This window comes from Streptomyces sp. NPDC051364 (genome assembly GCF_040682115.1).
Lineage (GTDB): Bacteria > Actinomycetota > Actinomycetes > Streptomycetales > Streptomycetaceae > Streptomyces.
This window is the reverse complement of sequence record NZ_JBFBAH010000015.1, coordinates 1-13,451: the sequence shown is the minus strand read 5'-3', so window position 1 is coordinate 13,451 and position 13,451 is coordinate 1. Positions and strand designations below refer to the sequence as shown.

The 13,451-nt window shown below is 72.1% G+C and carries 10 protein-coding genes; 6 read left to right on the top strand and 4 right to left on the bottom strand.

The genetic code is table 11. The features are described from left to right. The first annotated feature begins 112 nt into the window (after positions 1–112). Positions 113–973 (top strand): bifunctional DNA-formamidopyrimidine glycosylase/DNA-(apurinic or apyrimidinic site) lyase, encoded by an 861-nt coding sequence (gene mutM, locus AB0M76_RS27255; RefSeq protein ID WP_365955373.1) that lies wholly within the window; start codon positions 113–115, stop codon positions 971–973. Here the strand turns inward: mutM and AB0M76_RS27250 are convergent. Beyond that, a complete protein-coding gene (locus AB0M76_RS27250) occupies positions 946–1,323 on the bottom strand; it encodes a helix-turn-helix domain-containing protein (protein WP_365955372.1) in 378 nt (125 codons plus the stop codon). The two genes, mutM and AB0M76_RS27250, sit on opposite strands and share 28 nt — an antisense overlap. 98 nt (positions 1,324–1,421) lie before the next feature. Continuing rightward, positions 1,422–2,342, bottom strand: coding sequence for a CAP domain-containing protein (locus AB0M76_RS27245; RefSeq protein WP_365955371.1), 921 nt, complete (start codon positions 2,340–2,342; stop codon positions 1,422–1,424). A gap of 134 nt (positions 2,343–2,476) precedes the next feature. On the opposite strand from AB0M76_RS27245, the gene AB0M76_RS27240 reads away from it, so the two are divergent. The 4 genes from AB0M76_RS27240 to AB0M76_RS27225 all read left to right on the top strand — a co-directional run bounded on the left by AB0M76_RS27240 (position 2,477) and on the right by AB0M76_RS27225 (position 9,273). Beyond that, the gene (locus tag AB0M76_RS27240; RefSeq protein WP_365955370.1) at positions 2,477–2,758 is read left to right on the top strand and encodes an acylphosphatase; all 282 of its coding nucleotides are present in this window, start codon (positions 2,477–2,479) and stop codon (positions 2,756–2,758) included. A 366-nt stretch (positions 2,759–3,124) separates the two neighbouring features. Next, a complete protein-coding gene (locus AB0M76_RS27235; protein WP_030162422.1) occupies positions 3,125–3,340 on the top strand; it encodes a hypothetical protein in 216 nt (71 codons plus the stop codon). A gap of 209 nt (positions 3,341–3,549) precedes the next feature. Beyond that, positions 3,550–7,626 (top strand): AAA family ATPase, encoded by a 4,077-nt coding sequence (locus AB0M76_RS27230; RefSeq protein ID WP_365955369.1) that lies wholly within the window; start codon positions 3,550–3,552, stop codon positions 7,624–7,626. A gap of 210 nt (positions 7,627–7,836) precedes the next feature. Next, a complete protein-coding gene (locus AB0M76_RS27225) occupies positions 7,837–9,273 on the top strand; it encodes a sugar porter family MFS transporter (protein ID WP_365955368.1) in 1,437 nt (478 codons plus the stop codon). Between the two features lie 49 nt (positions 9,274–9,322). On the opposite strand, the gene AB0M76_RS27220 is transcribed toward AB0M76_RS27225, so the two are convergent. Continuing rightward, entirely contained in the window at positions 9,323–10,309 is a 987-nt protein-coding gene (locus AB0M76_RS27220; protein ID WP_365955367.1) for an LLM class flavin-dependent oxidoreductase, read from the bottom strand. Positions 10,310–10,372: 63 nt separating this feature from the next. Then, positions 10,373–11,869, bottom strand: coding sequence for a cytosine permease (locus tag AB0M76_RS27215; protein ID WP_365955365.1), 1,497 nt, complete (start codon positions 11,867–11,869; stop codon positions 10,373–10,375). Between the two features lie 143 nt (positions 11,870–12,012). On the opposite strand from AB0M76_RS27215, the gene ftsY reads away from it, so the two are divergent. Further along, positions 12,013–13,230, top strand: coding sequence for a signal recognition particle-docking protein FtsY (ftsY, locus tag AB0M76_RS27210; RefSeq protein WP_365955364.1), 1,218 nt, complete (start codon positions 12,013–12,015; stop codon positions 13,228–13,230). Positions 13,231–13,451: the final 221 nt, after the last annotated feature.

The following is a 13,451-nucleotide window of genomic DNA, read 5'->3' as shown; positions in this document are numbered from 1 at the left end:
CTCCCGCCCGCCCCTGCCGAGCAGGGGCGGGCGGACCCGTTTCCGGGCCGGGCGGGGGAGGCCGGTACGCTCGCCGGGAGCGACCAGAACGCACCCCCTCCGGAGGACCGCCGTGCCCGAGCTGCCCGAAGTCGAAGTGGTACGGCGGGGCTTGGAGCGCTGGGTGGCCGGCCGGACGGTCGAGGCCGTCGAGGTGCTGCACCCCCGCGCGGTACGCCGCCACCCCGCCGGCGGGGCCGATTTCGCGGCGCGGCTGACGGGCGAGACGATCGGCGTGGCGCAGCGGCGCGGCAAGTACCTGTGGCTGCCCCTGGAGGGGCGGGACCTCTCCGTGCTCGGGCACCTCGGTATGAGCGGACAGCTCCTCGTGCAGCCCGAAGAGGCCGCCGACGAGAAGCACCTGCGCATCCGCGTGCGCTTCCGGGACACCGCCGGGACCGAGCTGCGTTTCGTCGACCAGCGCACCTTCGGCGGTCTCTCGCTCCACGAGAACACCGCCGACGGGCTGCCCGACGTCATCGCGCACATCGCCCGGGACCCGCTGGACCCCCTCTTCGACGAGGCGGTGTACCACGCGGCGCTGCGCGCCAGGCGGACCACCGTCAAGCGGGCCCTGCTGGACCAGTCCCTGATCAGCGGCGTCGGCAACATCTACGCCGACGAGGCGCTGTGGCGGGCCAGGCTGCACTACGAGCGCCCCACCGCCACGCTGACGCGCCCCCGGAGCGCGGAACTCCTCGGGCATGTCCGGGACGTGATGAACGCGGCCCTCGCGGTCGGCGGCACCAGCTTCGACAGCCTCTACGTCAACGTGAACGGAGAGTCCGGCTACTTCGACCGTTCGCTCGACGCCTACGGGCGTGAGGACGAGCCGTGCCGGCGCTGCGGCACCCCGATGCGGCGCCGCCCGTGGATGAACCGGTCCAGCTACTTCTGCCCGCGCTGTCAGCGGCCGCCGCGCGTGGCGTCGTAGGTCTCCCGGGCGTTCATGACCTGGGGCATGCTGCCCTCGAGGAAGTGGATGAGCGCGAGCAGCCGGTCGGCGACCTCGATGCCGAGCGGGGTCAGCTCGTAGTCGACGCGCGGCGGGTTCGTCGGCTGCGCCTCGCGGTGGACGATGCCGTCGCGCTCCAGCGCCTGCAGGGTCTGGGAGAGCATCTTCTCGCTCACGCCGTCCACCTTGCGGCGCAGCTCGTTGAAGCGGCACGAGCCGTCGCGCAGGGCGCCCACGGTGAGGCTGCCCCAGCGGCCCGTGACGTGCTCCAGGGTTGCCCGGGACGGGCAAGCGCGCGCGAAGGCGTCGAACGGAAGCTGTGTCTCCATGGCGACCAGCTTAACTCCGCACAGCGCTTGCCAGAAGCTTGCGCTTTCGGTTGGTAAGCGCTTGGTAGGTGCTCGCCGCCGGGGCTGCGGTGCTGCGGCTAGAAGCCGAAGTCCTGGGTCCACCAGGGGCCGCCGGCCGCGACGTAGACGCCGACGCCCAGGGTGCGGAACTCGCAGTTGAGGATGTTCGCCTTGTGGCCCGGGCTGTTCATCCACGCGTTCATGACCGCCTGGGCGTCACCCTGGCCGCGGGCGATGTTCTCGCCGCCGAGCCCGGAGAGGCCCGCGTTGGTGGCCCGGTCCCACGGGGAGTTCCCGTCGGGGTCGGTGTGGTCGAAGAAGCCGCGGGTGGCCATGTCCTTGCTGAAGGCGCCGGCCAGTGCCGCGAGCGGCGGGTTCGCCCGGACGGGACCGCAGCCGGCCTGTGCGCGCTCCTGATTGACCAGGGTGAGTACGGCGGCCTCCTCCGCGGAGTGGCCGGTGTCGGGCGTCGGGGGCGTCGGGGGCGTCGGGGGCCTCGGGGCCGGCGGGGCCGGCGGGGCCGGCGGGGCCGGCGGCTTGGGCGCGGCCGTCTTCGGCGGCACCGGCACCGGGACCGGCTTCTTCTCCGGCTTCGGAGCTTCCTTGGCGGAGGCAGAGGCGGACGGGGTGGGCGAGGCGGAAGGGCTCGCCGAGGCCGACGGGGAAGGGGAGGCCGATGGCGAGGGGGAGGCCGAGGGGGACGGGCTGCCCGTGCCGGGGCCCGAGGAAGCGCGGCCGGACAGGTTGGCCAGCCCGCCCTGCTGCTCGGCCGCGGTGTCGGGGCTCGGCGAAGCCTCGGCCTCGGCCCGCGTCTTGGCGGCCGGGCTGTCGGCGGTGACGCCGACATAGGGGAAGGAAGTGCTGACCGGCACCATGCCGGTGGTCACGGCCGCCGTGCCGAGGGCCACGGCCACGGCGACGCCCAGCAGGCCACCCCGCACGAGGGCGTGGCGCTTGCCGCCGTGGTCCGGCGCGGCGGGGAGTCGGTGGCGTCCCATCGGCGCGTACCTTCCTTGCAGGTCAAGATCATCCCTTACTCACCCAAATGGGCGAGTTCATTGCTGCGCGACTGTACGCCATGGGGCGCGGGGGCGATGTGGGCCGAAACTCTTTGCCCGGTTAGCGTTCACGCATGAATGAAGATGTCCGCCTGACCGCCTGGGTGCGCGGCCGCGTACAGGGAGTGGGCTTCCGCTGGTTCACCAGGGCCAATGCGCTGGAGATCGGCGGAGTCGTCGGGTTCGCGCTCAACCTCGACGACGGACGAGTGCAGGTTGTGGCTGAAGGTCAACGTGAGAATTGCCACCGGCTGCTCGACTGGCTGCGCTCCGCCGACACGCCCGGGAAGGTGGACGGAGTGACAGAGATCTGGGGCACACCGCGCGGTGGCTACGACGGGTTCGTCAGTCGGTGACCGATCGACTGATCATGTACTGATCACATCTCTCAACGGTCCGCACCCCGTCGGATCTGCGCGTTCGCCGTCGACGCGTTGCCTGTCGGCCCGAACCGTGGAAGGCTCGAAGCAGCGGACGATCTCCACGTCCCTTGGGAGAGCCGGGCTGCCCGCCGATACGGGGCGTGATCGTGTTGACCGTCAAACTTTTTGGTGAGACGCTGGAAGCCCCGCGCACCTGAGCTGTTTGGCAGTGCTGGCAGTAGCCGTGTTAGCAAAAGAACGCGTGCAGTGACTGACAGTCGCTGCCGGACATCCGCGGGTGCGATTCCCTCACGACCCACACCGCTTCGGTCGGTCACTCAGTGTGGAGGACCATCCATCATGGCAAAGGCGCTTCTCGGTTACGTCGGCGGTTCCGATCCGCGACTCCTCGCCGAGATGCGACGGCTTCAGCAGCGCGTCCAGGACCTCGAGTCCGAGCTCGTACGGATTCAGTCCGAAAACGACGCGCTGAATGCGGCCGCCGCTCAGCACGGAGACTCGCTGCTGGACCGCATCGACATCGACGTACCCCAGGCGGAGCCTGCGCTCACCTGATCCGCGCTCAACTCGTCGCTCGACTACAGCCCCGCATGATCTGCAAGGGACGCTCCGGCGTCCCTTCTTTCTTTGACCACCGCGTCAGCTACCACCGCGCCACCCGTGCGCGAGCACGTTGGGCCAGGTGGGGGGCCGATTCCTTTAACGTCAGTTGTGCCCTGCACCTTCATGGGTGAAACCGAACGCGAAAGGTAGAGTCCGGCGGCGTGCACCTCAAGTCCCTGACCCTGCGTGGCTTCAAGTCCTTCGCCTCTGCAACCACCCTGCGCTTCGAGCCCGGTATCACCTGCGTCGTGGGCCCGAACGGCTCGGGCAAGTCCAACGTGGTGGACGCGCTGTCCTGGGTCATGGGGGAGCAGGGTGCCAAGTCCCTGCGCGGCGGCAAGATGGAGGACGTCATCTTCGCCGGGACCACCGGGCGGCCGCCGCTCGGGCGCGCCGAGGTCTCGCTCACCATCGACAACTCTGACGGCGCCCTGCCGATCGAATACGCCGAGGTCACGATCACGCGGATCATGTTCCGCGGCGGCAGCAGCGAGTACCAGATCAACGGCGACACCTGCCGGCTGCTCGACATCCAGGAGCTGCTCTCCGACTCCGGAATCGGCCGCGAGATGCACGTCATCGTCGGCCAGGGCCAGCTGGACTCTGTCCTGCACGCCGATCCGATGGGCCGCCGCGCCTTCATCGAGGAGGCGGCCGGCGTACTCAAGCACCGCAAGCGCAAAGAGAAGGCACTGCGGAAGCTGGACGCGATGCAGGCCAATCTCGCGCGCGTGCAGGACCTCAACGATGAACTGCGGCGCCAGCTGAAGCCGCTGGGGCGGCAGGCCGCGGTGGCCCGGAGGGCCGCCGTCATCCAGGCCGACCTGCGCGACGCGCGGCTGCGGCTGCTCGCCGACGACCTGGTCACGTTGCGGGGCGCGCTGGACGCGGAGGTCGCGGACGAGGCGGCGCTGAAGGAGCGCAAGGAGGCGGCCGAGGCCCAGCTCGCGGACGCGCTGCGGCGCGAGGCGCAGCTGGAAGAAACGGTGCGGCACTTGACGCCGCGGCTCCAGCGGGCCCAGCAGACCTGGTACGAGCTGTCGCAGCTGGCCGAGCGGGTACGCGGGACCGCGTCCCTGGCCGACGCGCGGGTCAAGTCGGCCTCGGCTCCGGCCGAGGAGGAGCGGGGCGGCTCGAACCAGAGGGACCCTGAAAGCATGGAGCGGGAGGCCGCGCGGATCCGCGAGCAGGAGGCGGAGCTGACGGCCGCGCTGGAGGCGGCCTCGCGGGCGCTGGAGGATACCGTCGAGCACCGGGCGGAGCTGGAGCGGTCGCTGGCCGAGGAGGAGCGGCGGCTGCGCGACGCCGCGCGGGCCATCGCCGACCGGCGCGAGGGGCTGGCCCGGCTGACGGGGCGGCTGGGCGCTGCCCGGTCCCGGGCGGGGGCCGCGCAGGCGGAGATCGACCGGCTGGTGGCGGCGCGGGACGAGGCCGAGTCCCGGGCCGGGGCCGCGCAGGCGGAGTACGAGGCGCTGGCCGAGGAGGTCGGCGGGCTCGAGGACCCGGCGGTGGACGAGGAGTACGCGGCGGCGCGGGCGGAGCTCGCGGCGGCGGAGGCCGCGCAGACGGCGGCGCGGGACGCGGTGACGGCCGCGGAGAAGTCGCGGGCGGCGGTGTCGGCGCGGCGGGATGCGCTGGCGCTGGGGCTGCGGAGGAAGGACGGCACGGGGGCGCTGCTTGCGGTGCGGGAGCGGCTGGCCGGGCTGCTGGGGCCGGCGGCGGAGCGGCTGTCGGTGACTCCGGGGTACGAGGTCGCGGTGGCGGCGGCGCTGGGCTCCGCGGCGGACGCGGTGGCGGTGGCCTCCCCGGGCGCGGCGGCCGACGCCATCCGCCACCTGCGGGACGCGGATGCGGGCCGGGCCACGTTCCTGATCACCCCCGCCCCGGCGGATCCGTCGGCCGGGATCCCGATCCCGGGTCAGGCCTTCGCGGGCGCGGATGCTGCAGTCCAGGCGGGTCGGACCGCTGCCGACGCGGATCCCCAGGCTCCGGAGGGCGGGATCCCGTTGCCGAGCCGGGCGTTGGCCACGGGTGGCCCGGCGGGTGGGGCTGCCGCCGGCGCGGATGCCGTGTACCCGCCGGGCTCTTCGGCCGGGACGCCGTTTCCGGGACAGGCCGCGGCCGACGGGGTCGGGCCGGGGGGAACTTTCCCCCGCCTCGCCCCTTCCCGAACCCGGGACTCCGCCCCGGACCCCGCGCCTCAAACGCCGGAGGGGCCGGAATCGGCTGCCCCGGGCTCGACCGCGGCCCCCGCGCCTTGGGCGACGGTCGGGTTGGGGTTGCCCGCAGGGCGGGAGGGCCGGGGTTCCACGCCCGGGGCGTTGTCCGCCGCAGGCTCCGGCCAGGGCGCCGCGTCGACCGTGCCGGGCTTGCCCGTCGGGGCCTCCGGTCAAGGTGCCGCGCCGGCCGTGCCGGGCCTCGGGTTGGCCGGGCCGGGATTGGCCGGCGGGCCAGGGCTGGCTGCCGGGGGGTTGGTGCAGGGGGATGCCGGTGTTGTGCGGGCCGTGGCCTGGGTGTTGCGGGAGTACGTCGTCGTCGGGACGCTCGACGAGGCCGAAGGGGTCGTCGGGGCGCGGCCCGACCTCGTCGCCGTGACCCTCGACGGGGACGTGCTCGGCGCGCACCTCGCGCACGGGGGTTCCGCCGGGGCGCCGAGCCTCATCGAGGTGCAGGCCGCCGTCGACGAGGCGGAGGGTGAACTCGTACGGCTCGACGGGCAGTGTGCGGAGCTCGGCGCGGCCCGGGACGCCGCCCAGGCCCTGAGGCGGGAACTCGTCGCGCGTGTCGAGGAGATCGGCGAGCGCCGCCGGGCCGGGGAGCAGGCCCGGGCCGGGGTGGCGCAGCAGCTGGGGCGGCTCGCCGGGCAGGCGAAGGGGGCCGCCGGCGAGGCCGAGCGCAGTGCCGCCGCCGCGGCCAAGGCCCAGGACGCGCTGGAGCAGGCGCTGACCGATGTCGAGGAGTGCGCCGAACGGCTGGCCATCGCCGAGGAGATGCCTGTCGAGGAGGAGGCCGACACCGCGGTGCGGGACCGGCTCGCCGCCGACGGGGCCAACGCCCGGCAGACCGAGATGGAAGCCCGGCTGCAGCTCAGGACCCATGAAGAGCGGGTCAAGGGGCTGGCCGGGCGGGCTGATTCCCTGGATCGCGGGGCCCGCGCCGAGCGGGAGGCCCGGGCCCGCGCCGAGCGGCGCCGGGCACGGCTGCGCCACGAGGCCGAAGTGGCCCGCGCCGTCGCCGACGGAGCCCGGCAGCTGCTCGCGCACCTGGAGGTCTCGCTGCGCCGGGCCGAACGGGAGCGCACCACCGCCGAGTACGCCAAGGGCCTGCGCGAGCGGGAGCTCGGGGAGGCCCGGACCCGCGGCCGCGACCTCAAGGGCGAGCTCGACAAGCTCACCGACTCCGTGCACCGCGGCGAGGTGCTCGGCGCCGAGAAGCGGCTGCGCATCGAGCAGGTGGAGTCGCGTGCGCTGGAGGAGTTCGGGATGGAGGCGGCCGGTCTCGTCGCCGAGTACGGGCCGGACCAGCCGGTGCCGCCGAGCCCGCCCGCCGAGGGCGAGGACCCGGACGAGGACGCCGAGCCGGGGCCCTTCGTACGGGCTCGGCAGGAGAAGCGGCTCAAGGCGGCCGAACGTGCGTACCAGCAGCTCGGCAAGGTCAACCCGCTCGCCCTGGAGGAGTTCGCGGCGCTGGAGGAGCGCCACCAGTTCCTGAGCGAGCAGCTGGAGGACCTGCGCAAGACCCGGGCCGATCTCCTTCAGGTCGTGAAGGAGGTCGACGAGCGCGTCGAGCAGGTTTTCACCGAGGCCTACCGGGACACGGCCCGGCAGTTCGAGGGGGTGTTCTCGCGGCTGTTCCCCGGCGGCGAGGGCCGGCTGATCCTCACCGACCCCGACAACATGCTGACCACCGGCGTGGACGTGGAGGCCCGGCCGCCCGGCAAGAAGGTCAAGCGGCTCTCCCTGCTCTCCGGCGGCGAGCGGTCGCTGACGGCCGTCGCCCTGCTGGTGTCCATCTTCAAAGCCCGGCCCAGCCCGTTCTACGTGATGGACGAGGTCGAGGCCGCGCTCGACGACACCAACCTGCAGCGGCTGATCCGGATCATGGAGGAGCTCCAGGAGAGCTCCCAGCTGATCGTCATCACGCACCAGAAGCGGACGATGGAGGTCGCCGACGCGCTGTACGGCGTCTCCATGCAAGGCGACGGCGTCTCCAAGGTCATCAGCCAGCGACTTCGTTGACCCATCCGTTCGTTCGAGAAGTGAATGTCTCTATCCCCGGCAACCAGGCAAGTGAACTTCCCCCCGCCTCTTGACTTCAAGAACTGAACACATAGGCTCGCTCCCGCTGCCTTTCCCCTTCGGGTGGTGCCGGATCTTCAGCTGTGCGCCACTGGAAGGAATCACCCCCACCCAGCCCGTCACCGCAGCCGGGCACCGCAGGAGCAGACCTTGACCAGCAGCACAGCGCAGGAGCCGGTGCCGGGCGGCGGCGGCCGGGCCGCCCACCCCGACCACCTCGCGCACGTCATCTTCATTGCCGCCGCGGCCGCCATGGGCGGCTTCCTCTTCGGCTACGACAGCTCGGTCATCAACGGCGCCGTCGTGGCCATCCGCGAGCGGTTCGACGTCGGTTCGGCCGTACTCGCCCAGGTGATCGCCGCCGCGCTGATCGGCTGCGCACTCGGTGCGGCCACGGCCGGCCGCATGGCCGACCGGATCGGCCGTATCCGCTGCATGCAGATCGCCGCCATCCTGTTCACCGCGAGCGCGATCGGCTCGGCCCTCCCCTTCGCCCTCTGGGACCTCGCCGTCTGGCGCGTCATCGGCGGCTTCGGCATCGGCATGGCCTCCGTCATCGGCCCCGCCTACATCGCCGAGGTGTCCCCGGCCGCCTACCGCGGTCGGCTCGCCTCGTTCCAGCAGGCCGCGATCGTCATCGGCATCGCCGTCTCCCAGCTCGTCAACTGGGGGATCCTGAACCTCGCCGACGGCGACCAGCGCGGGGAGATCGGCGGCCTCGAAGCCTGGCAGTGGATGCTCGGCGTCATGGTCGTTCCGGCCGTGCTCTACGGGCTGATGTCCTTCGTCATCCCGGAGTCCCCCCGCTTCCTCGTCTCCGTCGGCCGCACCGACGAGGCCAAGAAGGTGCTCACCGAGGTCGAGGGCTCGAAGATCGACCTGGACGGGCGCGTCGCCGAGATCGAGCACGCCATGCACTCCGAGCACAAGTCCACCTTCAAGGACCTGCTCGGCGGCCGCTTCGGCTTCCTGCCCATCGTCTGGATCGGCATCGGCCTGTCCGTCTTCCAGCAGCTCGTCGGCATCAACGTGATCTTCTACTACAGCTCCTCGCTGTGGCAGTCGGTCGGCATCGACCCGAGCTCCTCCTTCCTGTACTCCTTCGAGACCTCCGTCGTGAACATCATCGGCACGGTGATCGCGATGATCTTCGTCGACCGGATCGGCCGCAAGCCCCTCGCGCTCATCGGCTCGGTCGGCATGGCGATCTCCCTGGGGCTCGCCGCATGGGCCTTCTCCTACAAGGACACCAGCGGCGGCGACATCGCCCTGCCGCACACCCAGGGGCTCGTCGCGCTCATCGCCGCCAACTGCTTCGTCCTCTTCTTCGCCCTGTCCTGGGGCGTGGTGGTCTGGGTGCTGCTCGGCGAGATGTTCCCCGGGCGCATCCGCGCCGCCGCCCTCGGCGTGGCGGCCGCCGCCCAGTGGATCGCCAACTGGGTCATCACCGTCTCGTTCCCGTCGCTGTCGGACTGGAACCTGTCCGGTGCGTACGTCATCTATTCGATCTTCGCCGCGCTCTCGATCCCGTTCATCCTCAGGTGGGTGCCGGAGACCAAGGGCAAGGCGTTGGAGGAGATGGGGTAACCACCCCCGCCAACACCCCCTCTCCTCTTACGGCAGGTGCTGCCCCCGCTCAGTCCTTGAGCCGGGGCAGCACCTGTTCGCACAACAGGTGCAGGCTGCGCCAGCCCTCGTCCAGCGGCATCCCGCCGCACAGCGGGTGCAGCACCAGGTTCCCCGCCTCGCCCGCCCCCCGGGCGTACGCGACCGCCTCGTCCGGGGTCAGCACCCGGTACACGCCCTCCGCGCGCAGCTCCGCCACCGTGCGCGCGGCCGACCGGACGGCGCTGCGGATGTCCTTCGACTGCCACGAGGCGTACATGCCCGCCTCGTGCAGGAAGCGGTCGCCGTACTCGGCCCAGACCCGGTCCGGGTCCTCCGCGATGTGCAGCAGCGGCGTCTCGGCCGCGGGCATCATGCAGAAGCCCTCCGTCCCGTGCTCCGCGAGCTGCGCCTGGTAGTACGCCTCCAGCTCCGGCAGGTGTGCGCTGGGGAAGAACGGCAGCCCCAGCCGGGCCGCACGCCGGGCCGCGGCCTTGGAGCTGCCGCCGACCAGGAGCAGCGGGTGCGGCTGCGTGAAGGGTCGCGGGGTGACCCGTACGGTACGGCCGCGGTACTCGAACGGCTCGCCGGTCCACGCCCGCAGCAGGGTCTCCAGCAGCTCGTCCTGGAGCCGGCCGCGCCGGCCCCACTCGACGCCGTGCTGCTCGTACTCCTCGGGCCGGTAGCCGATGCCCGCGACCGTGACGAGGCGGCCGCCGCTCAGCAGGTCGAGGACCGCGATGTCCTCGGCCACCTTCAGCGGGTCGTACAGCGGGCCGATGATCGCCGAGACGGTGACCGCGATCCGGCGGGTGGCCCCGAAGACCGCGCCCGCGAAGGCGAACGGCGAGGGCAGCCAGTTGTTGGCGGCGCCGTGGTGCTCCTCGGTCTGGACGGTGTCGATGCCGCGGTCGTCCGCGTACCTCGCCATCTCCAGCGCGGCTTTGTAACGGGCGGAGAGGGTCTCGGGGGTGCCGTTCGGGTCGACGAGATTGAACCGGGCCACGGTGATGGGCATGGAGAAGTCCCCCTTCGCCGGAGGTGGGTGGGCGGGCGAAGGGGGACGCTAGCTGACGTGGCGTCAGTTGGACAGGGATCCGGCGAGCGCGGGCTCCTCGGCCTCGGCCGCGCCGGCCGCCGGAGCCGGGGTGCGCGGCAGTACGGCGTACAGCACACCGGAGGTGACGATGCCGGCCGCCCAGCCCAGGCCGTTCTGCCCGATCCAGGTGCCGGCGAGCGGTCCGCCGAACCAGTCGACCTTGGTGAAGAGCAGCCCCACGACCAGGGCCAGGCCCCACGCGGTCATGGCCTGCCAGGCGTACCCGCCCCGGTACCAGTAGGCGCTGGTGCGGGTGGTGTCGAGCAGCGCGGCGCCGTCGTACGAGGTCCGGCGCAGCATGTCGACGCCGAAGACGCCGATCCACGCGGAGAACGCCACGGCGAGGAGCGTCAGGAAGGAGATGAACGAGCCGAAGAAGCTGGTCGCGACCACCATCAGCAGGAAGCCGAAGACCAGGCTGATGACGGCGTTGACGCTGACGGCCGCCGCGCGCGGGACCTTGATGCCGAGGGTCTGCGCCGTGAAGCCGGCCGAGTACATGGACATCGAGTTGATCAGCAGCATGCCGACGAGCGCGACCAGCAGGTACGGGACCGCGATCCAGGCGGGCAGCAGATTGCCGATGAAGGAGACCGGGTCCTGGGCCGTGGCCAGGTCCGGGGTGCCCACCGCCATGACCGCGCCCATCAGCACCATCGGGATGACGACGACGGCGGCGCCGCCGATCGTCGCGCCGACCATGCCCTTGGCGGAGGCCGTACGCGGCAGGTAGCGGGTGAAGTCCGGGCCGGACGGGACCCAGCTGATGCCGCCCGCGGCGATGGTGCCGATCCCGGCGATCATCATCGCCGTCGAGCCGGCCGGCTTGTCGAAGACGGCGGACCAGTCGGTCTCCGCGACCAGATAGCCGAGCACGAGCACGCTGAAGGCGCCGAAGAGGTACGTCGACCAGGTCGAGCAGACGCGCAGCGCGCTGATGCCGAGGCCGGACACCAGGAAGGTGCAGCCGACGAAGAGCAGCAGGGTGACCACGATCAGGGCCGTGTTCTTCTGCACGCCGAACAGCAGGTCCAGCACGGTGAGCATGGCGAACGCGCCGCTGACCGCGTTGATCGTCTCCCAGCCCCAGCGGGCGACCCAGATCAGTGCGCCGGGGAAGAGATTGCCGCGCTGGCCGAACACGGCGCGCGAGAGGGCCATGCCGGGGGCGCCGCCGCGCTTCCCGGCGATCGAGATCAGGCCGACGAGCCCGTACGAGACGACGGGCGCGGCGACCGCGACGACGAGCACCTGCCAGATGTTGAGCTTGTTGAAGATCACCAGGCCCGCGCCCATCGTCAGCAGCAGCACGCTGATGTTGGCGGCGACCCAGGTGGGCACGAGCTCGCGGACCCGGCCGCTGCGCTCGCCGTCCGGCACGGGCTCGAGGCCGCGGGTCTCGACCGAGGTCTCGGGCAGCGTCTCGACGGACGTCTCGGGCGGCGTCTGTATCGCGCCTTCGACGGGCTCGGCAGGCATGCGGCACTCCGGGTGGGCAGGGCGTACGGGAATCCGCCCATCATCGTAGATGTGCTGCTAAGAGCACAAATAGAGCCTTACGGCCTGGTCGCAAGCGCCGGAAACGGGGGTCCGGGGCTGCCGTGGCCGATACTGGACGCGTTATGGACATCCTCATCCTTGCTGTAGTCATCGCCCTGGTCGCGGTCGGCGTGATCAGCGGGCTCGTGGTCGGCAGCCGCAAGAAGAAGCAGCTGCCGCCCTCGGCGCCGCCCAGCACACCGACCATCACTGCCCCGCCCACCGAACCGCAGGTGGGGGAGGACGCCGTAGAGACGGCGGAAGAGCCCCGCCGCACCATCGAGGAGGTCGGCCTCCCCGAAGCGGAGGCTGCGGCTCCCGAGGCGCCCGCCGTCCTCGAACCCGCGGCTCCGGCCGCCCCCGAGATCGAGGTGCCCGAGCCCACCGCCGGCCGCCTGGTCCGGCTGCGCACCCGGCTCGCCCGGTCGCAGAACTCGCTCGGCAAGGGGCTGCTCACGCTGCTCTCGCGCGAGCACCTCGACGAGGACACCTGGGAGGAGATCGAGGAGACCCTCCTGATCGCCGACGTCGGTGTCGTGCCGACGCAGGAGCTCGTGGACCGGCTCCGCGAGCGGGTCAAGGTGCTCGGCACCCGCACCCCCGCGGACCTGCGCGCCCTGCTCAAGGAGGAGCTGCTGACCCTGGTCGGCACCGACTTCGACCGCGCGGTGAAGACCGAGAGCGGCGTGGACACCCCGGGCGTCGTGATGGTCGTGGGGGTCAACGGCACCGGCAAGACCACCACCACCGGCAAGCTGGCCCGCGTGCTCGTCGCCGACGGCCGCTCCGTGGTGCTCGGCGCCGCCGACACCTTCCGTGCCGCCGCCGCCGACCAGCTCCAGACCTGGGGTGAGCGGGTCGGCGCGCGCACCGTGCGTGGCCCCGAGGGCGGCGACCCGGCCTCGATCGCCTACGACGCGGTCAAGGAGGGCATCGCCGAAGGCGCCGACGTGGTGCTCATCGACACCGCCGGCCGCCTGCACACCAAGACCGGCCTCATGGACGAGCTCGGCAAGGTCAAGCGCGTCGTGGAGAAGCACGGCCCGCTGGACGAGATCCTGCTCGTCCTGGACGCCACCACCGGGCAGAACGGCCTGACCCAGGCCCGTGTCTTCGCCGAGGTCGTGGACATCACCGGCATCGTGCTGACCAAGCTCGACGGCACCGCCAAGGGCGGCATCGTCGTCGCCGTGCAGCGCGAGCTCGGCGTCCCGGTCAAGCTCATCGGCCTCGGCGAGGGACCGGACGACCTGGCGCCCTTCGAGCCGGAGGCGTTCGTGGACGCCCTGATCGGCGACTGAGCGCAGACCGTACGCAGCGCACGCAGACGTACGCATGGCAGCGCCCCCGCATTCCGGCCGGAACGCGGGGGCGCTGCCATGGACACCCCCTGAGCGGTCTCGGGGAAGTGGGGTGCGTTTCCGCGCCGTGCGGTGCGGTGGATCGCACGGCGGAGCGGCGCCCCCGTACCGGGCGTACTCGGGTGCCGCGACAACGCGGCGAGGTGCCGTGCCGGGCGGCG